This is a genomic window from Paraburkholderia sp. BCC1885 (assembly GCF_900996235.1).
GTDB lineage: Bacteria > Pseudomonadota > Gammaproteobacteria > Burkholderiales > Burkholderiaceae > Paraburkholderia.
This window is the reverse complement of record NZ_CAAJGM010000207.1, coordinates 14,592-36,375: the sequence shown is the minus strand read 5'-3', so window position 1 is coordinate 36,375 and position 21,784 is coordinate 14,592. Positions and strand designations below refer to the sequence as shown.

Here is a 21,784-nt window from a genome sequence, read left to right as displayed (position 1 = left end):
TTTATAGCTCACGTTGCGTGACAGGCCTGCCCGGTCCAATATTCCTTCTCCCGAGCGCCGTTTTCGATGCGCTATCCATCGTTCATATCAAGCGCATACGCTCAGCCGCCATCGCGGCAAGTCCGCAACCGGTTCCGGCGCGAGATAACCGCCTACCAGACCGCGATCGGCGACGCTGAAATCCGGTGCTTCCGGGTCCTTGTTGATCGCCTGGATCACCTTCGAGTCCTTCATGCCGGCCAGATGCTGGATCGCACCCAGGATGGCCGCCGCGACAAACGTATGGAAGGAGGCGGTACGCAGATCCGGATGTCCGACATAGGCAACGTCTGTGATCCGTCTTCGCCGCGTGTGTCTTTGCCGCGTGTTCGCGATGAAGGCGGCCTGCGTGCAACTGACGTGCCTTTCCATGAGATTGGCACGGCGGGGATCAGCGTGCCGGCCCCGGTAATCAAACCCCTTCCCGACCAGCTTTCCGGTTGTCAGGCCGCGCACTCTTCTCCGTGGCCCACGGGTAGCCCCGCAGCATGGCGGCTTTCGCTGCGTGCAGCGTCGGGCTCGCGCTGAGGCGCCCGCCACAGAGCATAAGTATCATCCAGGCAAGTTGCGACGTCATGAACCAACCATCCAAACAAAGATGAAGGCCACCGCCGCTGCCGTTGAGGCCGCTCACAGCACGGGCTCTGCGCGCGAATGCCTGACGTGGTTACGCGCGCGCAGCACAAGACCGGTTATCTGGCCGGCCAACACCAGGCTCAGAAAAGATCAGCAGCGTGCGCATCGCCTCCGTGTCCAGTTTCAACCAGAGGCAACCACGCGCCCATATCGCCATGGCATAGGCCAGCTTCACAGTTACCAGCGGCTGCGCAGCCGGGGGTAAGCCCGAATGCGCCAGCCATTGGGGGTAGGCGTGGGCTTTGCCCTATCGCCGGTCCGCGCCTTCATCGAGATGTCGCTGGTCATCCATCTCCAGATCACCTGCAGCATGGGCGTGAGCACCGCGGGCGGGCCATTACCACCGGCCACTCGAAACCGAGCCGTTCGGGTTTCTCGATCAACAGCGGGAAAACTGTCTCCGACTAACTCGTGCCGATCTCAGGCCTCAAAATTCATTCGCGCGGACACATCGTGAGCAGATCGCGCAGCGTCGCCGCAGTATGTACCATTCGGGCGCGTATCCGGGGACGTGAACCGAGCGGACGCCCAATGCCTACCGGCCGATCCTCACTGGACCAAGCCATCGCGATGCTGCGGCACATGAAATCCTGGTTTGCCGATTTGCTCAGGACGCTGGGGCACACGCTTGATCCGGGACGTATCGAATCCCATCACCCTTAACCGCGAAAGCAGCGAAGCGTAAGCTATATCGCTGATATTCGAGTCTCGTGAAAGGATCCATATCAGACTCTTGTCGGGAAGGCAACGAATCGTGTATTGGTAGTCGGCATCAACGTACACCGTCACCACATCCACGTCCATTGGCCAAAATAGCCGGATTCGCCATTCCGCATTCTGCGTTCCGCTGACAACCATCGCGTCCAGCGCACCCCCGGTTTCGGGGTGGTTGAAGTCAAAGAGACGACCGAAATAAGCATCATCAACTTTTCCGTCGGGCAGAAGTGTCCACCTCTCGTAGCTCCCCACGTAATTGCGCTCGTTCAGGTATGAAACGTTCGCTATAACGTACCAGCGCCCCATGTAGCGAGGCAGGTCGACTGGCGCAGCGCTTATGACCGTACTGGCCGCTGTTTGTTTATCGCGAAATTCGGCGGCGCAGCCTGAAATGAAAAGCAGAAACGCGCACGCGCCCGTCAGGATCAGACGAGAAGCGTCTCCCTGTATGTCACCAGCAATCTGTTTCGCCATGCAGATTGTCCTCAAAAGATTTCTCGACAGAAGGGGCTCAATAGCTGAATGATCTCCAGGCGACTTTTCCTTTGATACACCTCGAAGCCGTTAGGGAGTCTCTTCCAGAGACAGTGGGAGGCGCTATAAACTGTCAAAGCCAAATCAAATGCAGCAGGATTAAGGATAGCATGACTCCCTGATCGCGAAACTGACAGTCGGGCACCAATGCAATATAATTAGGATAGCTAATTATTAGTTCAAAGCCACGTAGTAATGCTCCCCGACGATGCATTCGCCTAGCCCGTCAGGCATGTACCTGGTCACGGCCAGCGAGATTCCCGGCAACATGGCTGCACTCGGCGGCGATTCGTCGTTGCGCCGAATCGCCCACCACAACGCGAGCGAGGACATCCGGCTCATCGGCTTATGTGTAATCGACATTTACGTGGACCGCCCGGGGATCATGAAGGTTGGTTAGCTTAAGTTGATACCGACAGAGCAGCAATATTACTGAATTGGCGGTAAACGTTTTCGTCAGCTTCAGCGGGCAGGATATAGCCAAGCGTTCCATCAACCGATGATGGTTGAAGCAGGCCGCTCACTCCAGCGTCGCCAGCTTGACAGTCACGCGCGCACGATGAATCAGTGCCTGCTTGTACAGGCCGTTGAGCACGGCAGTGAGCGTGCGCCCGTATGCTCGACTTTTCGGATAAGAACTGCGCCATGATCCGGGGCATGTTCCTCGTAAGCATCACCCGGTGCAACTCCGGGCTTGGCAATCATCTGCACACGAAAAAAAAAGCCGGCGCGGGCCGGCTGAAAGTTCTAGCTCAGGCGGAAGCATGCTAGAACCAGGGGACTGGAGTATGTCCTTTCCGTAGAAACAATGCCTTTTTGCTCAGTTCGCTCTAGCCGCTACCTGCGTCACTTTCACAGGTCCGGCCGGCGCACCTGTCAACGACCGGGCAGGTCTCCCTTCCCATCGTCGACAACCAGCTCATGGTCGAATGCGTAGCGCACCAGCGCAGCGTCATTTGGCAGGCCGGTCTTCTCGAAAATACGCGCCTTGTGCGTGCTGACCGTCTTTACGCTCACACCAGGCGTTTGGGCTATCGCGCTGACCGCCTCCCCCACTGCGACGAGGAGAAAGACGTCGAGTTCGCGGTCGGACAGCAGTTGATGGGGCAACGCATTCGCCGATCTGTCAAAACGCTGCGCGAGCTGTTCGGCCACCGCGAGGCTGATATAGATTCCGCCGGATGCAACCTTTGCCGCAGCCACGACAAGATCTGCAGCCGGACTGCGCTTGCTGACAAATCCGGATGCTCCCGCCCTGAACGCCCGGGCAGCATAAGCAGCCTCAGAGTGCCTGGTCAGGACCAGGATGCGTAACGATGGATTCCTCTCCCTGACCAGCCCGATGAGCGGGATACCGTGGATGCCAGGCATCGTCAGCCCCAATACCAGCATGCTGGCATCGGTCGAGCACACAAGCGTCAGGGTGCTCTCACCGTCGCAGGCCTCCCCCACCACCTCAAACCCACCGGCGCTCTCGAGCGCGTGGCGCACGCCGTTACGCGTTACGGCATGAGCGTCGGCGATCACCACCTTGATCATGGTAACCCCTTTGAAAGGACAAACCCCCAAAGAATGCGCCTCTGAAATCGGGCGTCAAGCATTGTTTGTTACACTTAATTCAGCGGTTGCCAACTGATACGACACCGGACGGCTATCAGGGGTGGTGTCTCGCAGTGTGCTCCGTATGTCGGGTCAGCTATGTGCGCGGTAAGTTTTTCCGTAAAACCACTGCCCGGCACCGAGGGGCGGTCGTCCGATAGTCAAGGGAGTGCGTAGCTAGCCTGGCCAGCGTGACAGTTCATTCACGGCCAGATCGAAGGCGCCGCGCATCGCCTCGATAAAATCGGAGTGCATGCAGTTCCCCACATCTATCAGTTCACCCGCCCGTGTCACCACATGAAGCCGCACCTCGTAGGCAAAATGCGTCAGCCCGTCGTAGATCGCCGCGATGGCCAGACGGCAGTCGCCGATGTGCCGCGCGAATTCCGCCAGCCGCACGAGCTGAACTCCCGCCTCCGCCTCCATATGACCCGTTTTGGCCAGGCCAATGTACTCGACCTGCATTCCGATCCCCATCGATCGCCTCCTCAAGAGTCTTGCGTCCGGAAATAACACGTCGCCCGGTAACGATCGCGGATACTGCACCAGTAGTAGCCCCACCACCAGACTCTCGCCGCAACAGATCAGGCGGAATGCGCCGGGGCTCCCTGCAAAGGTGCCAGCAAACCGGCTTCACTGCCCGCCCTTGCCCTCGGGACAGATTACAGGTGCACGACTCCAAGCCAATCGTGAACGCATTTCAAAACGCTCTGTTGATATGCGTCAACGCAACTCACCGTGCGTCTCTGATCCCGGATCTGCGCCGTATGACGCAAGCGACTGACTGCGACTGCAAAAATTTCATCAACGGATCTTGGATTCCTTCCAGCAGATTCCACGAGCGAAAAACAGGAACTGGAACACCGCGCCTTCCCTTAACGCAATTATTGCACCTACCCAAAACTGCTCCGTGAATGCGCTTCGCTGGCTTTGCCACAGACATGCTCGACATGAACATGGGAATCTTGGCTTTCACCTACGGATAGCTGCGCAACTGCTTGGTCACGATGTTGCGCGGCGCCTCGGCCCACGAGGCAGGCACGCGTTTGAAAGACTGCGTCGCCGTAGTCTTGTCGCAGCGCTCCTGTAGCACCATACCGAGTTCGGCGCGCTATCGACGGCGCTCATGCTTGTGACTCAGTCCTTCGACGCCCACGCTTCATTCAGGTGCTCAAACGCTTGCGCCCGACGACATAGCTCTCGTGCCGAAGTATCCGACACACCATGCGGCGCCAGCAAACGAATGCTCCCGATGCGATTCATCGATGTGGCGCCTCCGCGCCAGATGGGCGTCACTCACCGGACGCGGCGCGTAATAGACGCTCGAACGGCTGATGCCGAGCAGCATAGCCTGCCGGCTCACCGGCGACACGTACGTGCGGTCAATCAACTCAGCACACCTGTCTTGCCGAGTGCGCCTGATTAGGACATGGTGGCCTTCGGGGAAGCCCGGCATGGGCGTGCGGTCGATAACCGGGAGACCTTCACGGAGCGGCGGAGACAATCATGGACAAGGTCAGGCTTTACGTCGGACTCGATCGCGATTGCGGGCGCATCAATCTGGCCAAACCTGTCAGTCGCCGCCTTCAAGGCGGCGCTGCTTTGCGCCAGTTTGGTTACGTCGAGGTCGACTGCGATTGCATGGTCGCCATAACGCTGAACAATGTCGAGCAGCGTGCTGACATCGCGCGCCGTAACCACAGCACGCAGCCATCCTCAAGTACCTTTCCAGCCAGTGCACTGCCCAAACCTGGAGAACACCCTGTCATCAACCATACCGAACGATCATCAATCATCTTTTCTCCGTTTCGTTTTGAAATGTCGACTTCACAACGGATAGGTGAGACGATTCATCCAATCATCACGGATAACTCGAACGGGCCATGCAACCTGATAAAACAATGTCGCGTGGGGTTCTGGATGAACTTTCAGCCTTCGCTGCCATTGCACGCACGCGCAGCTTTCTCGCGCTGCGACAGAACTGAATGTGTCCAATTCGATGCTGAGTTACACGATCAAGCGTCTCGAAACGCGCCTGGGCTTTGCGCTGCTCCGGCCAATGAACCGCAGCGTCGAACCCACCGCAGAAGGCGAGACGTTGCTGTTGACTCTGGAGCCGGTGCTGGAAGCGATCGATGGCGCGCTCGGAACCTCCGCCGTGACCGCGACCGCATTTCGGGCACCTTACGAACTACTGCTACGCGCCAGGGGTATGAGACGGTCATCCGTCCAGTACCGAACGACTTTTGCACGACGTATCCGGACGCAACGATCGAAGTCATCATTGACTACGCGTTCCGTGATCTCGTATCCGGACGGTTCGACGCCGGCATCCGGTTCGGCGAAAAGCTCGAACAGGACACGGTAGCGCTTCCGCTCGGACCGGCCCTCCGGATGGCCGTCGTTGCGTCGCCAGAATATCCATCGCGAACTCCCGCGCTCACTACCCCGGAACATCTGCAGTTTCACCGGTGCATCAATTACCGGAAGCGACAGGGAGTCTCTACTCGTGGGAGTTTGAACCCGACGGTCGTAAGTTGAAGGTAGCGTTGTCGGGACTGCTGACTTTCAACGAGCCCCAACTGATGCTGCAAGCCGCTATCGATGGTCTAGGCGCTCTGTACGTGCCGGAGCATGGAGCGGCGCCTTATATCGCAACAGGTCGTCTGGCTCGATTACTGGAGGACTGGTACGCGCCCTTCGCAGGGCTTTTCCTTTTATATCCTTCGCGAAAGCAGGTGTCTCCCGTGCTTGCCGCATTGCTGAAGCTCTTGCGAACCCGATGAGTCCATGCTTAAGTAACCAGCAGCACATCACTGATCTGCTCATCGTATTGGCGTAAGAAAAAGGACGCGTACTAAAACTGTCAGAAAATGCGGAGGCGTTAGCGACCGGCTGCCTCTTTAATTGGCCTTTCGCGCTACGAGTCCGGTTGCCGTTCTACCTTCACGGTCGGCGCCGAGCACGCCGTATTCAACCGGACACCGCGTCTAGAAGAGACGTACGTCTGCCCATCTGACGATATCGAGCAGTGCGTCGATTTCCCCAGCAGCGCCAGCCACGGTCGATGCGACGGATTGCTCGTCCTGTTCGAGGAAGCGGATCGCGTGGTATCCGCCTTGAGTATCGATCCCTTCCGCGACCGCGACGACTGCACCCCTGAATACCGACCTTGCGGATTTCGCCCAGTAGCCAGTCGACAACCACCACGTTGTGGATGCGGAGAATCTGACTGGCGGCATAAAACGTTCGCTGACTGCCTTGCGTCGCCGCCCCATCCCTGGTTGAAACAAAAGCCGCTCGCACTCTGAAGCACAGGTGGTTTCGACGGCCGCATGAATAACAGCCGCCGCCTGACCCGTGTCCCAATCCGTGAAGACTGCTTGCCACTATTGCGCTACGGTTGGCTCGAGTAGTAGCGGGCTGCTTCTTCGATCTCGGCCGGCGTCATCTGACGAGCCACATTGCGCATCTGCTCGCTGATGTCGTTTCGCCGCTCTTCCGACGCAAAGGCCTGCAGTTGCGTACGGATATAAACGGCAGGTTGCCCTTCCAGCCAGGGAGCGCCTGCCTTGCTGGCAATACCGCCATGACAGGACGCACAGGGAGCGATATTTCGCATCGGCGCACCGCTCATGACAATACGCGGCGCATCTCCTGCGCTACCCGGGTGATACGCGTGCAGGCGCGGAAGATAGGAATAGTACGCGGCCAGATCCTTCATATCCTGATCGCTCAGACCGGCGACCATCGGCGTCATGATCGCACTGGTTCTTGCTCCACTCCTGAAGTCCTGCAACTCCTTGTAGACGACTGCGGCATACTGTCCGGCAAGATTCGGTGAATTGGCCTCGCTTAAACCCCGGACGCCATGACACATCGTGCAGCGCATTGCCAACGTTGCACCGCGACCAATTGAAACCGGGCTTGAGTGCTCCAGCATCTGCGGCGTGACGATAACCGAACTGGTGCGCACTGTGGACTCAACCGGCGCTTCGCTATACCACGTACGTGGCACACCCGCTGCGCTGCAGATCGCATTCCACAGTCCCTGAAACTGGGCATCCTTCTGCACCGATGGCAGCCAGATGAAACCAACGAATGCCGAGAACAGGAACACAGCCAGTGTTGCGCCGACGCTGGCGACAAACCACTGATTACGCAGCGAAACCAGCCGTTCGTCGCTCATCATTGTGCTCCCACGCGAATCGCCGGCACGGACGTTTCCCGCAACACCATGAGATTGGCAATGGGGAATGCATAGTTCGCTACTGTCAGTCCGATCATCAGCGCAACCCACAGACCGAGACCGTTGAGCGCGAGCGGCAGGGACCTGACTTCGTGAATCGGTGAGCTGAACCGGTATTCGCCCGGGGCGATCTTCCTGCCCAGATGTCCGCGGATCAGCACGATAAAGAACAGTACAGCCGACACCACGAGCATCGCCCCTCCGATCACGGAAATGATTACGGACACAGCCTCAGGCGCGAGCGCGGGGTTGCTGTAATCGAAGAAGGCCATCCGGCGCGGCATGCCGAGAATACCGACGTAGTGCCAGGGAAACGTCGTCGCGATCATCCCGACGAACCAGAGCCACAACTGCGTTCTCATCATACGCACGCTGGTGAGCGCCCTGCCAGTCAGGTGCGGCCACAGATCATAGGCGATCGCGAAGTACATGATGACAATCGCACCGGCAAAGATAAGGTGAAAATGTCCGGTAATCCATTGCGTGTTATGGATCGTCGAATCCAGCTGATAACTCATGTTGATGATCCCACCGGCCCCACCGAAGCCGAGCATCACGAACGAAAACGCCAGAGCGAGCATCATCGGGTTGTCCCACGGCAGCGCCCTGACCCAGCCGAACGCGCCTTTTCCTCCGCGCAGACGGGCGGCGATTTCGGCCGACGCGCAGATCGTGAATACCGTTAGCAAGGTAGGAATCGAGACGATCGCCGTGAACACCGAATGGATCACCTTGAAGCCCGAGCCCACCTGCGGATCGGCAAACAGGTGGTGAATCCCGATCGGCATCGCTCCGACTAGGAACAGGATGAACGAGATGCGCGCCATCGAATCGCTATAGAGCCGGCCACCGATCGCCCGGGGAATGATCGTGTAATACGCGATGTACGCCGGCATCAACCAGAAATAGACGATCGCGTGCAGCGTCCAGGAAAAGAACACACGGGCCAGCCCCGCGTCGATGGTCGACCTGAAGCCGAGTGCCACCGGCAGGATCTGGAACAGCAACTCGATCGCCGCGCCAATGGCCGTCCATCCCCAGAGGTAAGAACCGGCCACGTTCGCAAACATCGCAAGTGGCACGGGACACCCGGGATTTTCGCGCTTCCAGACCCGCAGGTTGATCGACATCAGCGCCACCCATATCCACGAACCGACTACCACCAGCACGACGCCAATGTAGTAGAACGGATTGCCGATCATGGGCGGATAGAAGGTGTAGAGCACCGATGCCAGCCCCATGGACACAGGCACCATCGCCGTGACTGCCCCGAGCGCCACGAGCCAGAAGCCGGCCCACGCCCAGGTGCGACCGATCAGTGGCTTCTTCAGCGCCAGCTCTGTGATCGCGTAACCGAATCCCATCGCGATGAGCGTCGGAAAGACATACCCCATCGCCGAGCCGTGCGCGGTCACCGAGCGGTAGTAGAGGTCCGGATTCTGCAGCCACGCATGGAGCGGGCTGCGGATGTACATCTGCCATTCGCCGAGCAGCAACGCCAGACCAAAGACGGCGAATGCCAGCCAGAAGTGGGCGAGAACCAGTCGCTTGCTATTTAACACAGCTGAGCCTCCGTGAGTTCGACGCCATCCTGAAAAAGCTTGCCTTGTCGATCACCTTCACGTTTGCCCACATTCCTTCGTGCCCTACTCCGCAGTACTCGTGACACGGCATCAGGTGGTCTCCCGGTTTATCGAAGGTGGTCTTGAACGTCGAGACGTAGCCAGGGACCAGCATCGAATTGACATTCGTGTTTGTGATTAAAAGACCGTGCACGTCGTCGGCACTGGTCGCGCGAAAGGTAATCGGAGTGCCGGCGGGAACGAGGATGCATTGCGGCGTAAAGGAGTATTGCTGGCCGATCATCCGCACGGTAACCGACCCGTCGGGCTCGACAGCGCTGCCAAGGTTGCTCTCGATGAATTCGCCTGCGATGTGCAACGTGGTCGGATTGACCGTTTCGACACGGGACGGCGGCATCATCGCCCAGTGCAAGCCGATGAAAATGACCATCGCGACCAGCACGGCGATGATACTGACCACCAGCATGGCCCATCGCCACTCGACACGAGCCGCCACGTCTGCGCCATCCTTGTGGCCGGGAACTGGAGAAAGGGACATGGATAGTCTCAGTGAATAACACCACGAGGCAGAAACACGAAAAAATAGAACGCGAACCAGAGCGCGATAACGATCGCGGTGGCAGTCCCGGCGACAGCGATCGCGCCGCGTGGGCCGCTGCGCACGATTCGCTCGACGTCCTCATCTTCTGACGCCCCGAAGGTAGAATCGTGTGACGTTGGATCATTCATGAGTATTCCTAGTCAAGCGGCGCGGAGCGCAATTCACTCACGTCGCGTGCTGAAACGGCCGTCCCGTGGTTGCCCCACGCGGTCCGGATGAACGTGACCACGGCCGCGACCTCTTCGTCCGACAGCGACTGGGCAAACGGCGGCATGCCGTAGGGTTGCGGATTTCTGCCGGTTCCCGGGGGGTAACCGCCGTTCAGCACCATCCGGATCGGGTTTACTGACGACGTCATCTGGATGGACTGGTTGTTCGCCAGCGGCGGGAAGTCGGGCAACTTGCCGAGGCCCTTTGCGCCGTGGCACGTCGCGCATTGCGCGTCATAGATCTTGCCGCCGGGCGGGAAAAGCCGGTCCTTCTCTTCGCTCGCCGTCGCGGAAGGTGGTGTGGCTTCGCCGCCATGCGGCGGCAGGCTCTTCAGATACACGGCCATCGAGCGGATATCGTCATCGGAAAGATACTGGAGGCTGTCGTACACGACCTCGGCCATCGGGCCGTAGACTGCACCGCGCCGGGATACGCCGGTTCTCAGCAGACTGGTGATATCTTCAATGCTCCATTCGCCGAGCCCCGCCTCCCTGTTGGAGGTGAGCGACGGGGCATACCAGGCCTGCATCGGGATGAGCCCGCCTTCGAATGCCTTTGATTCGGAGCTGCCTCCGAGCGCATTGATCGCGGTGTGGCACATCGAGCAGTGGCCGAGGCCCTGAACCAGATAGGCGCCGCGATTCCATTCGACGGATTGCGCAGTGTCAGGCTGGAACTCCCCCTCACGGAAATACAACGTCCGCCAGCCAAGCAGCAGCGAACGGTTGTTATAAGGAAAGCGCATGTCATGCGCACGATTGGCAAGCCTGACCGGTGGCACCGACTTCAGATAGGCAAAGATCGCATCTGAGTCTGCACGCGTGACCTTCGTATAGGCAGCAAACGGCATGGCCGGATACAGCAGGCTGCCGTCCGACGAATGACCGGTGTGCATCATGGCGTAGAACTGGTCTGCGCTCCATTTGCCGATGCCGGTCTGCCTGTCTGGAGAAATGTTCGGCGAATACAGGGTGCCGAATGGCGTAGCCATCGGCCGCTGTCCCCCAAACAGTTTGCCGCCTGGCATCGTATGGCACGCGATGCAGTCCCCGGCTCTTGCCAGATACTCGCCGCGGGCGATCGTGTTCGCATCAATTGCGCCGGCGGCCCGACTGCTGATAGCGCTCGCGCTCAGGACCGCGGCCACGCACAGGGACGCAAGCGCCCGGCGCCCGATAGTCTGAAAGATACGCACTCGAACCCCGCTCATTTCGGTTCACTGCCGCACGCAAGCGGCATCTTCAGCGTCCCGTGCGGCACCGGAACCGGATCGGCCGGCGCGGGTCGCGACGACAGCCATGCAGCGATAGCCGTCACGTCGCCGTCGCTCAGACGCACGGCGACCTGCTGCATACAGTCGGGCGCGGTTGCCGTGCGGGTGCCATAGCGCCAGGCGCCGAGCTGGGCGCTGATGTAATCCGCGTGCAGCCCTAGCAGGCCCGGAATGGCAGGCTCCATCCCTGTCAGGGCCGAACCGTGGCAGCTCGCACAGGCTGGAATGTGGCGCCCCGGATCACCGAGGGTGACAAGCTTCTGACCGCTCGCCATCACATCCACGCCGGCTGATGATGCGGCCAGTGCCGGAAACGGAGGCCGCTCCGCCGCGAAGTATGTGGCGATCTGGCGCAGGTATGGGTCGGGCAGGTACGCGAGCAGGTAGTTCATCGGCGGATACTTGCGGTGACCGTCCCGGAACGCGACGAGCTGGTTGTAGAGGTAGCCGGCCGGTTTGCCGGCGAGCCGCGGGAAATAATCGTTGTCGGTTCCCTGCCCCTGCTGGCCATGACAGGCAGCACAGGCCAATACCCGAGCCTGCATGGTGTCCGGCGCATGCTCGCCGCTCTGGTCCTGGGCCAGCGCATGGCCTGCCGCGATCGCCAGCAAAACCACTAGCCACCTGAAGCGATATCGCACTCGGATCTCCCGTTAGCGGGTTGATACTGTTCTTCGGATGATGCGGTTCTTCGCAGCGGCAATAGGGCAGTCACTGCATCCAAAAAGGAACGCTCATGGAGGCATGGGCGCCATTTCAAAAACGTTGAGGGATATTAAGGGACTATCGATTCAATTCATAACGTCGACGCGAATGTAGGGTCATTCTCTTGATCTACATCAATTTTCTGCGTCTCGTGATTCGCTAACCTGCTGACATTCGAACCAGCGCTTTCGTATCCTTTCCGACATTGCTTGACCTGCGAACACATGCAGATGAAATACATGGCATGCCCTACAACCGTCATCGTATGAAGCCCGTCCGCCCCATCAATCGTCATCGCGTATCAGAACGCGATCATTGCGCGCTTTGCGCCGTGAACAGATACTGCTTTCCCGAGGGCGTAAGCGCGTCGCACGCCCACGTGCGGCAACCTGCTGCGGAACAGCGGCGCCTCACAAAGAAAGATGTGCTATTTACCGTCAGCACCCCATTTACCGGTGTATTCGCGCTTCGTCGCGGGTCGTCCAAAACGTCGGTGACCGCAGATAATGGAAACTCGCAGATCGTACGGATAGATCTGGGCGGCGACATGCTGGGGCTGGAGGGACTTGCTGCAGGAATTCATACCACTTCCGTGGTGGCGCTGGAGAATTCGACTTTCTGCTTCCTGCCATATGACAGGCTGATGCATGTCGCACAACAACGGCCCGCGTTACGGGAGAAGCTTCTGGGTGTCATGGCGAGCACGCTGGTCTATCATCAACGCGCCGCATATGCACTAGCGAGTACAAACGCGGAACAGCGCGTCGCCGGATTCCTGATCTCGACCTTCGAACGTCTGGCCGAGCGCGGATATCCCGGTCCTGACTTCGCCCTGAACGTCACCCGCCAGGAAATCGGAAGCCTCCTCGGGCTCACGCTGGAAACAGTAAGCCGATGTCTGTCTGGCTTCGAAGAGCGGCAATTGATTCACGTGCGTGGTCGGCACGTGGAACCGCTCGATCAGATCGCACTACGAAAACTCACGGTACGGGTCGTTTAACCCGGCTCCATCTTTTGATGCTCCGTGTGCCCCAGTGCCGTACTCCTGGGCGCTCTGCTGTTGCTGATCGCCGCACGGCGGCTAGCGATGGTCGCTTTGCGGAGCGTCTTTCGACGGCAACGACCTCCCGTCGCACCAATAGCCCTTTCTCGCAAGGGGTTGATTTTGATTCGGATCAATGTTGCTTCAAGTTCAAGCAACCGATAATTGCGTCGAAGAACGGCCATATGAAGCGACGCGTTCGCCTTCCGCAACACCGAACTCGCCCCCGGGCCGCCGCACGTCGGGTATTCGCATCCACACCAATCCCGCATCTCACCCTGAAAAAACGAGGGACGAGGCCATCACCGTGCACGCCCTATGACGCCGCCTGAACGTTTGCCGACCGATGAAAGCTTCCGGTTACTCGTCGATGCGGTCAATGACTACGCGATCTTCATGCTCGATCCATCGGGACGCGTCATGACCTGGAACGCCGGCGCGCAAAAGATGAAAGGCTATGAGGCCGAGGAAATCATCGGCCAGCATATTTCCACTTTTCACACGCCGACAGACCTCGCTGCAAGCGAGCCGGACGCCGCGCTCACGTTCGCCGCAGCCAACGGCCGCGCTGAAAACGAGGGCTGGAGGCGCCGCAAGGACGGATCGACGTTCTGGGCCAATGTCGTCATCAGCGCGATTCGCGATGAAGCGGGCGCGCTGCGTGGTTTCGCCAAGGTCACTCAGGACCTCACCGAGCGCAAGCGTCTCGCCGAGCTCGAAAATATCAGCCGCCTGACAGCGAACATCCAGGTCGCGCGTGAGGAAGAGCAGGCCCGCATCGCGCATGAGCTTCACGACGATCTCGGGCAACAGCTCACCGCGCTCAAGATGGCGCTCGCCGAACTGCAAACCGATTTCCATGCCGGCGAGACAGGCTCCGCGCGCATTCCGGCTCACGTCGAAGACATGAACCGGCTGATCGACGCCACCGTGGTGTCGTTGCGGCGGATCGCTACCGGACTGCGGCCCATCGCTCTGGAGACATTGGGTTTTGCCGCCGCACTCGAATGGCTCATCGACGATTTTGCGCAACGTTATGCGATCGACGTCGAAGCCAGCATCCAGATGGCCCACCTGACGTTGAGCGAGGGCGCCGAAGCCGCCCTCTTCCACATGGTCCAGGAATCGTTGACCAACGTGGCCCGTCACGCGCAAGCCGACAAGGTGACCATCGAGTTCGGCAGACGCGGCGAGACCTGTGTTCTGTGCATCGCCGATAACGGTCGCGGTGCGGCACGAACCGCATTGTCGAAACAGACGTCGTTCGGACTACTCGGAATGGGCGAGCGCGTGCGTCGCCTGAACGGCACGCTCTCGATCGACACCACACCGGGCAGCGGTTTTCGCATTGCGATCAGCATTCCACCCGGCGCCCGGCCGTCGTCGTAATACGTCCCCATAGCGTTAAAAAATGTCCGCTGGCTGCGGTTGACCCAGATCAACCGCAGCCAGTGATCCGGCAGCTACAGTCGTCTGGTGCCATGTTTGCTGCCCCGCACAACGGGGCTCGGAAACCGGCCCAGGCGTTGTGATTTGCACAGGTCGAACAGCTTCTGCCGGTGTCCCCGCCGGCCCGTTCACTGGGTTCCGCAAATAGCCAGGCCGCATCACGCGACGCGCCAACCTATGCCGAGGAATCCCAGATGAACACCCGCTTCACCCCCGTTTCCGCCGCGGTTCAAACCGCTCCGAATGCGCCAGCCGTTCCCGCGTCGTCTGAATCGTTCCGCGCTTTGGATCACGCCAAAGAAGCCTTCATTGCCCGCCTGAGCGGCGGACTGTCTCCCGCTGCACTCGCGCTAGCCTGGGCCGACTGGCTTATCCACCTCGCGGCTGCTCCTGGTAAACAGCTCGAACTTGCAGCGCTTGGCATTCAGGGCGTAAAACGCATTGCAGGCTACGTGGCTGGAGCCGCCCGCGGCGATTACCGCCCGCCACTCGCCGAACCGTTGCCTGCGGACGAACGTTTCCGCGCCGAGGTGTGGCGAACCGAGCCATACCGGTTCTGGCAGCAGACCTTCCTGTTGACCGAGCAATGGTGGAACGCGGCCACACGCGGTGTGCCCGGCACCACGCGGCATCACGAGGACGTCGTGTCGTTCGGCGCTCGCCAGTGGCTCGACGTCGTCGCGCCGACGAACTTTCTCGCGACCAATCCCGAGGTATCGCAGCGGGCCGCAGCCACATTGGGCGCGAGCATCGCCCAGGGCATGGGTAATGCGCTGGAAGATATCCGGCGTCAGACCCACGGAGAACCGCCGGTCGGGCTCGATCAGTTCAAGGTAGGCGGCAATCTCGCCGTGACGCCCGGCAAGGTGGTGTTTCGCAACCGCCTGATCGAACTGATTCAATACAGTCCCGCGACCCCCAAGGTGTTGGCCGAGCCGGTGCTAATCGTGCCGGCATGGATCATGAAGTACTACATCCTCGATCTGTCGCCGCACAATTCGCTGATCCGCTATCTGGTCGAACAGGGCCACACGGTGTTCTGCATTTCGTGGCGCAACGTCGATGCGGACGACCGCGATCTGGGCCTCGACGACTATCGGCAGCTTGGCGTCATGGCGGCGCTCGATGCCATCTCCACGATCGTGCCGGACCAGCGGGTTCACGCAACCGGCTACTGTCTCGGCGGCACGCTGTTGTCGATCGCCGCCGCGGCCATGGCGGGTGCCGGTGACAACCGGCTTGCATCGGTTTCGCTCTTCGCCGCGCAAACGGATTTCAGCGAACCGGGCGAGTTGCAGCTCTTCATAGACGACAGCGAAGTCTATTTCCTCGAAAGCATGATGTGGTCGCAGGGCTACCTGGCGGCCAGCCAGATGGCGGGTGCGTTCCAGCTGCTGCAGTCGAACGAGCTGATCTGGTCGCGTGTCGTGCACGACTATCTGCTCGGCGAACGCGCGCCGATGATCGACCTGATGGCATGGAACGCGGATGCCACGCGTATGCCGTATCGCATGCATTCGGAATATCTGCGACACCTGTTTCTCGACAACGATCTGGCTTGCGGACGATATCAGGTCGACGGCCGGCCGGTATCGATCCGCAATATCCGCGTGCCGATGTTCGTGGTCGGCACGGAACGCGATCACATCGCGCCGTGGCATTCCGTGTTCAAGATTCACAATCTGTCCGATACCGACATCACCTTCGTGCTGGCGAGCGGCGGCCACAATGCCGGCATCGTCAGCGAACCTGGACATCCCCATCGCCACTTCAGCCTGAAGCACACGGCCGCCGACGATCTGCGCGTCGGTCCCGATGCATGGGTGGCCACCGCGACGCCGCAGGAAGGTTCGTGGTGGCCCGCGTGGACCGAGTGGCTTGCTGCCCATTCGGGTGCCAAACGCGTCGCGCCGCCCGCGATGGCGGGAACCGGTGGTGCCCAGGCACTCGCCGACGCGCCCGGCACCTACGTCCTTCAGGCATAGGAGCCGCATCGTGAACGATATGCTGCTACACAACCGTACCTTCGACGAGCTCGCGGTGGGCGAATCGGCCTCGCTCGTGCGCATCGCCGGGCAAAACGACATCGATCTGTTCGCCGCGATGTCGGGCGACGTCAACCCGGCGCATATGGATGCGGTCTTCGCCGCGACCGATCTGTTCGGCCACGTCGTGGTGCACGGCATGTGGACCGCCGCGCTGATCTCCGCGCTGCTCGGCACCCGCTTGCCTGGACCGGGCACCATCTACCTCGACCAGACCTTGCAGTTCCGTCGTCCGGTCACGCCAGGCGACGCCATCACGGCCACGGTGACCGTGAAGGAAAAGCGTCCAGAAAAGCGCATCGTGCTGTTCGACACGATTTGCACCAACCAGAAAGGCGACGTGGTTTTACTGGGCGTCGCCACTGTGATCGCTCCGGCGAGCTCGATCGTCTTGCCCGCGATGCCGCGCCCGGAGGCCGCCGTCCGTCGCCACGACCGGTACGACGCCTTTATCCGCGAGGCGCGCCTGCGGCCGGCGCTGCGCACCGCGATCGTCCATCCCTGCTCGGCCGATGCCATCCGCGCGGCCCTCACGGCTCGCGACGAGGGACTGCTCGACCCGCTGCTGATCGGGCCGGAGGCCAAAATCCGCGCAGCCGCCGACGCTGCCGGGCTCAGCCTCGAAGGCATGGAGATCGAATCGACGGAGCACAGCCACGCGGCCGCCGCGCGCGCGGTCGAACTGGGTGCGGCGGGCAAGGTTGCCGCGTTGATGAAAGGCAGCCTGCACACCGACGAACTGCTCTGCGCCGTCGTCGCGGCAGGGTCGGGGCTGCGCACCGCGCGCCGGATCAGCCACGTCTATGCGATGGACGTGCCGGCCTACGCGAAACCGCTGCTCGTCACCGACGCCGCCGTCAATATCGCACCGACGCTCGACCAGAAGCGCGATATCTGCCAGAACGCGATCGACCTGCTGCACCTGCTCGGGGTCGAGGTGCCGCGGGTCGCCGTCCTCGCAGCGGAGGAAACCGTCAACCCGAGAATGCCGACCACGCTCGACGCGGCCGCGCTGACCGTCATGGCCGCGCGCGGCCAGATCACGGGCGCGCTGGTGGACGGCCCGCTCGCGTTCGATAACGCCATCAGCATGGCGGCGGCGCAAACCAAGGGCATCGCGTCTCCTGTCGCAGGTCAGGCGGACATTCTGCTGGTACCCGATCTGGAGGCCGGCAACATGCTGGCCAAGCAACTGATGTACTTCGCCGGCGCCGACGCAGCAGGCATCGTGCTCGGCGCACGTCTGCCGATCATCCTGACAAGCCGCGCCGACAGCGTGCGCGTGCGCCTCGCGTCTGCCGCGCTCGCCAAGCTCGCAGCCGAACGCGTCCACGGAGCACCGATGCCATCATGAACGCCCCACTGTTGCTCACCTTCAATCCCGGCTCGTCGTCGGTCAAGATCGGCCTGTTTCGCGTCACGCCGGAGGCGGCTGTAAGAGTAGGCCAGGGCACGATCGACTTCCGGCAGCAGCCGTTGCGCCTGCATCTGGCCAGCGACGGGGAGACCAAAGAGATCGCGCTGGTATCGGGCGTGACCGAAAATCTCCACGACGTGATCGACGAAACGCTAGGCTGGTTCGCCACGCACTTCCCGCTTGACGATCTCGTCTCGGTCGGCCATCGCGTCGTGCATGGCGGCGACCGCTTCACGGGGCCGGTGGCGATCGACGACGACACGCTTGCCGCGATTGCGGCCCTGGTGCCGCTCGCGCCGTTGCATCAGCCGCAAAGCCTGCGGCTGATCCGCGCAATCCGGCATCTGCGGCCTCATTTGATCCAGTCGGCCTCCTTCGATACCGCGTTTCACGGTACGCAGACCGATCTCGTGCGCCGTTTCGCGATTCCGCGCCGACTCTTCGATCAAGGTGTCAAGCGCTACGGCTTTCACGGCCTGTCCTATCAGTTCATCATCGGCCAACTCACGCAGCAGTTCCCGCAGCTTGCGCACGGCAAGGTGGTCGCGGCGCATCTTGGTAGCGGCGCGAGCCTTGCGGCTTTCGATGCAGGCAGGAGCCGCGATACCAGCATGGGCTTTTCGACGCTCGACGGCATTCCGATGGCGACGCGTTGCGGTGCGCTCGATGCCGGCGTCGTGCTGCATCTGCTCGAGCAGCAGCGCATGAGCGCCGCCGAAATCGAGAACCTGCTGTACACGAAATCGGGTCTTCTCGGCGTGTCGGGCATCAGTGCGGACAGCCGGACGCTGCAGGCGAGCCACCGGCCGGAGGCCCGTGAAGCGCTGGAGCTGTTCGCCTTTCGCGTTGCCGGTGAAGCGGCGCGGCTCGGCACCACCCTCGGCGGCCTCGACAGTCTCGTGTTTACCGCCGGCATCGGCGAGCATCAGCCGGAGGTGCGCAGCGCGGTCTGCGAGCGGCTTGCGTGGCTCGGCGTCGAACTCGACCGCGAGGCGAACACCGACAACGCGCGCGTGATCAGCAGCGCGCGCAGCCAGGTGACGGTCCTCGTGCTGCCCACTGACGAAGAACAGATCATCGCCGACGAAGCCGTCGCGATCCATCACCGTGAGGAGTCCACATCGTGAATCCGATTATCGATCTTTCCGGCAAGCGGGGCCTCGTTGTCGGCATCGCCAACGAGCACAGCATCGCCACCGGCTGTGCCAGACTGTTTCGCGCAGCTGGCGCCGAACTGGCTGTCACCTATCTGAACGACAAGGCCAAACCGTTTGTCGCGCCGGTCGCAGAAGCGCTTGAATCGTCCATTGTCCTGCCTTGCGACGTCACCGTTGCGGGCCAGCTCGAAGCCGTATTCGAGCAGATCGCGAAGGATTGGGGACAGCTCGACTTCGTGCTCCATTCAATCGCCTTTGCGCCCGCCGATGCGCTGCACGCAAAGCTGATCGACTGCCCCGCCGAGGGTTTCGCGCTCGCCATGGCGGTGTCGTGTCACTCGTTCATCCGCATGGCGAAGCTCGCTTTGCCGCTGATGACCAACGGCGGCAGTCTGATGACGGTGAGCTTCTACGGCGCCGAACGTGCCGTCGATCACTACAACGTGATGGGTCCGGTGAAAGCGGCGCTCGAATCGAGCGTGCGCTATCTGGCAGCCGATCTGGCCGCTCGCCGCATTCACGTCCATGCCATTTCCGCCGGCGCGGTGAAGACACGCGCGGCGTCAGGCATCGAGCATTTCGATGCGTTGCTTGACGACGTCCGCGCGCACACGCCGGCCCAGCACCTTGTCACCATCGAGGAAATCGGGCGGATCGCCGCGGTACTGGCAAGCGATGCCGGGATGACGTTGACTGGCTCGACGATCTACGCAGACGCCGGCTTCCATATCACGGCATGATCACGGGCTGCGAACGTACGCGAGGCAGCCTGCACGCAACCGGCACGCGCGACTATGCCTGTCCCGCCAGCTTGCGCAGCTTCGCGGCATCGAGCACGGTAATGAAGCGCGGCCCTTTGCGGCGAATCATGCCCTGCGTCTCGAGCACCTGCAGCGCACGGCTGACCGATTCGACCGACAGGCCCACGTAGTCGGCAATATCATGCCGCGCCATCGGCAAGTTCAGTTCTCCTGCGATCCGGCCTGGCGGCGCATAGGCGTGATCGATCCACAACAGAAAACTGGCGAGGCGCGCCGGCGCTTCATTCTTGCTGACGGTGATCGCGTGATGCTGCGAGCGCCGCAGTTCATGACACAGCTTGCAGAGCAGACCGATATCGAGGCTGGGGTCACGCTCGAGAATGGCTTCGAGCGCGTCGAACGGAATCCTGAAAGCGGTCACCGCCGTCAACGACTGTGCGGTGGCGACGTAAGTGCCGTTTTCGCTGAGTCCCATGATATCGCGCGGGAACAGGAATGCTGTGATGCGCTTTTCGCCGTTCGCGAGCAACTGATAGGTTTCCGCTACCCCACTCACCACGTTGTACACGAAGCGAGCCTCTCCACCTTCCGGATAGAGCACGGTGTGGCGCCGGACGCTGACGAGCTGGGAGACTTCCAGCAGTGAGTCCTGTTCGGACTTCGACAGCAGTTCCACTTCGGCGCCGTCTCCGTCCTTGCGAAACGGCGCAGCGTAAATCGACGGTCGATAGCGCGGCGTCTCGATTAGTTCTTCGTTCATAACTGATTTTTTACGGCCATTGATGTGTTCGATTCAGGGTGTTGGCCCTGTTGTGTTTCCACTGCGACGGGTTCGCCCGCATCCATCCCCGCCTGGTCACGGGTGATCGACGTGCCTGCCGTCCCGGCAACCAGTTGCTCGATATCCGCTAACGCGCCGATCACGGCGCGGCGTCCGGTGCGCATCGCAAATTCACAGGTGGCTTCCACCTTCGGCCCCATCGACCCGGCGGCAAAGCCCATCCCTTCGAGTGCCGCCGGGCTCGCGCGGCGTATCAGCCTCGCAGCCGGCATGCCCCAGTCGAGATAAACGCCGCTCACGTCGGTCGCGATCACAAACAGATCGGCATCGATTTCGCGCGCCAGCAAGGCGGCGCTGCGGTCTTTGTCGACCACTGCTTCGACGCCGCGATAGCGGCCGCTCTGCCCGGCGACAACGGGAATGCCGCCGCCGCCCGCGCAAATCACGATCGTACCGCCCGCGAGCAACGCACGCACCGGCTGGATCTCGAGAAAGCGCAGCGGTTTCGGACTCGGTACCACGCGCCGCCACCCGGCACCGTCCGGCGCGACTGTCCAACCGGTCTCGCGGGCGACCGTCGTTGCATCGCCTTGCGTGAGTATCGACCCGATCGGCTTGTCCGGGCGATCGAAGGCGGGATCCGTCGCGCTGACTTCCACCATGGTCAGCAAGGTTGCGCAAGCGCGCTCTGCAGGTAGCCGGTTACGCAGTTCCAGTTCGATAATGTAGCCGATCATCCCTTCGGTTTCTGCGTCCAGGACATCGAGCGGAAAGCGTGCCGCACGCGGCGTACTCTCGCTTTGCACCGCTAGCAGACCCACCTGCGGCCCGTTGCCGTGCACGATCACGAGGTCGTTCGAGCCGGCGAGTGCCGCCAACTGTGTCGCAGCGGTCTGTACGTTGCGCTGTTGTGCATCGGCACTGACCGCTTCACCGCGTTTGAGCAGTGCATTTCCGCCGAGAGCGACGACGATGCGCATGAGTCT

19 protein-coding genes and 3 pseudogenes are annotated in these 21,784 nt (G+C 61.1%); 7 read left to right on the top strand and 15 right to left on the bottom strand.

Annotated features, from left to right (window positions below):
* Nucleotides 1-87 precede the first annotated feature (87 nt).
* The 6 genes and pseudogenes from FQ755_RS18230 to FQ755_RS18205 form a co-directional block, all read right to left on the bottom strand.
* Nucleotides 88-267, bottom strand: a pseudogene (locus tag FQ755_RS18230) (hypothetical protein); the annotation flags it as partial.
* A gap of 957 nt (nucleotides 268-1,224) precedes the next feature.
* A complete protein-coding gene (locus FQ755_RS18225) occupies nucleotides 1,225-1,866 on the bottom strand; it encodes a lipocalin family protein (protein ID WP_144156234.1) in 642 nt (213 codons plus the stop codon).
* A 234-nt stretch (nucleotides 1,867-2,100) separates the two neighbouring features.
* Entirely contained in the window at nucleotides 2,101-2,289 is a 189-nt protein-coding gene (locus FQ755_RS18220; RefSeq protein ID WP_144156233.1) for a hypothetical protein, read from the bottom strand.
* A gap of 513 nt (nucleotides 2,290-2,802) precedes the next feature.
* On the bottom strand, nucleotides 2,803-3,465 hold the full coding sequence (locus FQ755_RS18215) for a response regulator transcription factor (RefSeq protein ID WP_144156232.1): 663 nt from the start codon (nucleotides 3,463-3,465) through the stop codon (nucleotides 2,803-2,805).
* Between the two features lie 237 nt (nucleotides 3,466-3,702).
* The gene (locus tag FQ755_RS18210; RefSeq protein ID WP_260858676.1) at nucleotides 3,703-3,990 is read right to left on the bottom strand and encodes a hypothetical protein; all 288 of its coding nucleotides are present in this window, start codon (nucleotides 3,988-3,990) and stop codon (nucleotides 3,703-3,705) included.
* 706 nt (nucleotides 3,991-4,696) lie between these two features.
* Nucleotides 4,697-4,915, bottom strand: a complete 219-nt coding sequence (locus FQ755_RS18205) for a hypothetical protein (protein ID WP_144156230.1) — start codon at nucleotides 4,913-4,915, stop codon at nucleotides 4,697-4,699.
* A 782-nt stretch (nucleotides 4,916-5,697) separates the two neighbouring features.
* On the opposite strand from FQ755_RS18205, the pseudogene FQ755_RS38690 reads away from it, so the two are divergent.
* Nucleotides 5,698-6,311: pseudogene (locus FQ755_RS38690) on the top strand (LysR substrate-binding domain-containing protein).
* Nucleotides 6,312-6,515: 204 nt separating this feature from the next.
* Here FQ755_RS38690 and FQ755_RS18195 read toward each other — a convergent pair.
* From FQ755_RS18195 to FQ755_RS18165, 7 genes are all read right to left on the bottom strand, one after another.
* Nucleotides 6,516-6,767 (bottom strand): hypothetical protein, encoded by a 252-nt coding sequence (locus FQ755_RS18195; protein ID WP_260858674.1) that lies wholly within the window; start codon nucleotides 6,765-6,767, stop codon nucleotides 6,516-6,518.
* A gap of 155 nt (nucleotides 6,768-6,922) precedes the next feature.
* Nucleotides 6,923-7,714 (bottom strand): c-type cytochrome, encoded by a 792-nt coding sequence (locus FQ755_RS18190; protein ID WP_144156263.1) that lies wholly within the window; start codon nucleotides 7,712-7,714, stop codon nucleotides 6,923-6,925.
* Entirely contained in the window at nucleotides 7,714-9,336 is a 1,623-nt protein-coding gene (locus FQ755_RS18185) for a b(o/a)3-type cytochrome-c oxidase subunit 1 (RefSeq protein ID WP_144156229.1), read from the bottom strand. The genes FQ755_RS18190 and FQ755_RS18185 overlap by 1 nt, the downstream gene beginning before the upstream one ends.
* Complete coding sequence (locus FQ755_RS18180; protein WP_144156228.1) at nucleotides 9,326-9,895, bottom strand: cytochrome C oxidase subunit II; 570 nt, start codon at nucleotides 9,893-9,895, stop codon at nucleotides 9,326-9,328. Before FQ755_RS18180 ends, FQ755_RS18185 begins: the two co-directional genes overlap by 11 nt.
* A gap of 8 nt (nucleotides 9,896-9,903) precedes the next feature.
* Nucleotides 9,904-10,086 carry a hypothetical protein gene (locus FQ755_RS18175; RefSeq protein ID WP_144156227.1) on the bottom strand — a complete coding sequence of 61 codons (183 nt, stop codon included), beginning with the start codon at nucleotides 10,084-10,086 and terminating at the stop codon, nucleotides 9,904-9,906.
* 8 nt (nucleotides 10,087-10,094) lie between these two features.
* Entirely contained in the window at nucleotides 10,095-11,378 is a 1,284-nt protein-coding gene (locus tag FQ755_RS18170; RefSeq protein WP_144156226.1) for a c-type cytochrome, read from the bottom strand.
* Entirely contained in the window at nucleotides 11,375-11,986 is a 612-nt protein-coding gene (locus FQ755_RS18165; RefSeq protein ID WP_144156262.1) for a c-type cytochrome, read from the bottom strand. The genes FQ755_RS18170 and FQ755_RS18165 overlap by 4 nt, the downstream gene beginning before the upstream one ends.
* Before the next feature lie 404 nt (nucleotides 11,987-12,390).
* Between FQ755_RS18165 and FQ755_RS18160 the strand changes: the two genes are divergently transcribed.
* The 6 genes from FQ755_RS18160 (at nucleotide 12,391) to fabI (ending at nucleotide 19,996) form a co-directional block, all read left to right on the top strand.
* Nucleotides 12,391-13,146 (top strand): helix-turn-helix domain-containing protein, encoded by a 756-nt coding sequence (locus tag FQ755_RS18160; protein ID WP_144156225.1) that lies wholly within the window; start codon nucleotides 12,391-12,393, stop codon nucleotides 13,144-13,146.
* Nucleotides 13,147-13,506: 360 nt separating this feature from the next.
* Complete coding sequence (locus FQ755_RS18155; RefSeq protein ID WP_144156224.1) at nucleotides 13,507-14,577, top strand: PAS domain-containing sensor histidine kinase; 1,071 nt, start codon at nucleotides 13,507-13,509, stop codon at nucleotides 14,575-14,577.
* 254 nt (nucleotides 14,578-14,831) lie between these two features.
* Nucleotides 14,832-16,622, top strand: coding sequence for a PHA/PHB synthase family protein (locus FQ755_RS18150; protein WP_144156223.1), 1,791 nt, complete (start codon nucleotides 14,832-14,834; stop codon nucleotides 16,620-16,622).
* A 19-nt stretch (nucleotides 16,623-16,641) separates the two neighbouring features.
* Complete coding sequence (locus tag FQ755_RS18145; protein ID WP_409937524.1) at nucleotides 16,642-18,036, top strand: bifunctional enoyl-CoA hydratase/phosphate acetyltransferase; 1,395 nt, start codon at nucleotides 16,642-16,644, stop codon at nucleotides 18,034-18,036.
* Nucleotides 18,033-19,226: an acetate/propionate family kinase gene (locus tag FQ755_RS18140; protein ID WP_144156221.1), complete on the top strand. Its 1,194-nt coding sequence runs from the start codon at nucleotides 18,033-18,035 to the stop codon at nucleotides 19,224-19,226. The genes FQ755_RS18145 and FQ755_RS18140 overlap by 4 nt, the downstream gene beginning before the upstream one ends.
* A gap of 8 nt (nucleotides 19,227-19,234) precedes the next feature.
* Nucleotides 19,235-19,996, top strand: coding sequence for an enoyl-ACP reductase FabI (gene fabI / locus FQ755_RS18135; RefSeq protein WP_222105755.1), 762 nt, complete (start codon nucleotides 19,235-19,237; stop codon nucleotides 19,994-19,996).
* Between the two features lie 52 nt (nucleotides 19,997-20,048).
* Here fabI and FQ755_RS18130 read toward each other — a convergent pair whose 3' ends face one another.
* Together FQ755_RS18130 and FQ755_RS18125 are read right to left on the bottom strand one after the other, a co-directional pair.
* Nucleotides 20,049-20,777, bottom strand: coding sequence for a Crp/Fnr family transcriptional regulator (locus FQ755_RS18130; RefSeq protein ID WP_144156219.1), 729 nt, complete (start codon nucleotides 20,775-20,777; stop codon nucleotides 20,049-20,051).
* Nucleotides 20,778-20,860: 83 nt separating this feature from the next.
* Nucleotides 20,861-21,778: pseudogene (locus tag FQ755_RS18125) on the bottom strand (carbamate kinase); the annotation flags it as partial.
* Nucleotides 21,779-21,784 lie beyond the last annotated feature (6 nt).

Bases quoted from the DNA above. Each gene is read 5' to 3' on its own strand.
- FQ755_RS18215 (WP_144156232.1), bottom strand. From the start codon at position 3,465: ATGATCAAGGTGGTGATCGCCGACGCTCATGCCGTAACGCGTAACGGC.
- FQ755_RS18145 (WP_409937524.1), top strand. From the start codon at position 16,642: ATGCTGCTACACAACCGTACCTTCGACGAGCTCGCGGTGGGCGAATCG.
- FQ755_RS18160 (WP_144156225.1), top strand. From the start codon at position 12,391: ATGCCCTACAACCGTCATCGTATGAAGCCCGTCCGCCCCATCAATCGT.
- FQ755_RS18155 (WP_144156224.1), top strand. From the start codon at position 13,507: ATGACGCCGCCTGAACGTTTGCCGACCGATGAAAGCTTCCGGTTACTC.
- FQ755_RS18175 (WP_144156227.1), bottom strand. From the start codon at position 10,086: ATGAATGATCCAACGTCACACGATTCTACCTTCGGGGCGTCAGAAGAT.
- FQ755_RS18130 (WP_144156219.1), bottom strand. From the start codon at position 20,777: ATGAACGAAGAACTAATCGAGACGCCGCGCTATCGACCGTCGATTTAC.
- FQ755_RS18225 (WP_144156234.1), bottom strand. From the start codon at position 1,866: ATGGCGAAACAGATTGCTGGTGACATACAGGGAGACGCTTCTCGTCTG.
- FQ755_RS18220 (WP_144156233.1), bottom strand. From the start codon at position 2,289: ATGTCGATTACACATAAGCCGATGAGCCGGATGTCCTCGCTCGCGTTG.
- FQ755_RS18210 (WP_260858676.1), bottom strand. From the start codon at position 3,990: ATGCAGGTCGAGTACATTGGCCTGGCCAAAACGGGTCATATGGAGGCG.
- FQ755_RS18140 (WP_144156221.1), top strand. From the start codon at position 18,033: ATGAACGCCCCACTGTTGCTCACCTTCAATCCCGGCTCGTCGTCGGTC.
- FQ755_RS18190 (WP_144156263.1), bottom strand. From the start codon at position 7,714: ATGAGCGACGAACGGCTGGTTTCGCTGCGTAATCAGTGGTTTGTCGCC.
- FQ755_RS18170 (WP_144156226.1), bottom strand. From the start codon at position 11,378: ATGAGCGGGGTTCGAGTGCGTATCTTTCAGACTATCGGGCGCCGGGCG.
- FQ755_RS18180 (WP_144156228.1), bottom strand. From the start codon at position 9,895: ATGTCCCTTTCTCCAGTTCCCGGCCACAAGGATGGCGCAGACGTGGCG.
- FQ755_RS18165 (WP_144156262.1), bottom strand. From the start codon at position 11,986: ATGCAGGCTCGGGTATTGGCCTGTGCTGCCTGTCATGGCCAGCAGGGG.
- FQ755_RS18150 (WP_144156223.1), top strand. From the start codon at position 14,832: ATGAACACCCGCTTCACCCCCGTTTCCGCCGCGGTTCAAACCGCTCCG.
- FQ755_RS18195 (WP_260858674.1), bottom strand. From the start codon at position 6,767: ATGCCGCCAGTCAGATTCTCCGCATCCACAACGTGGTGGTTGTCGACT.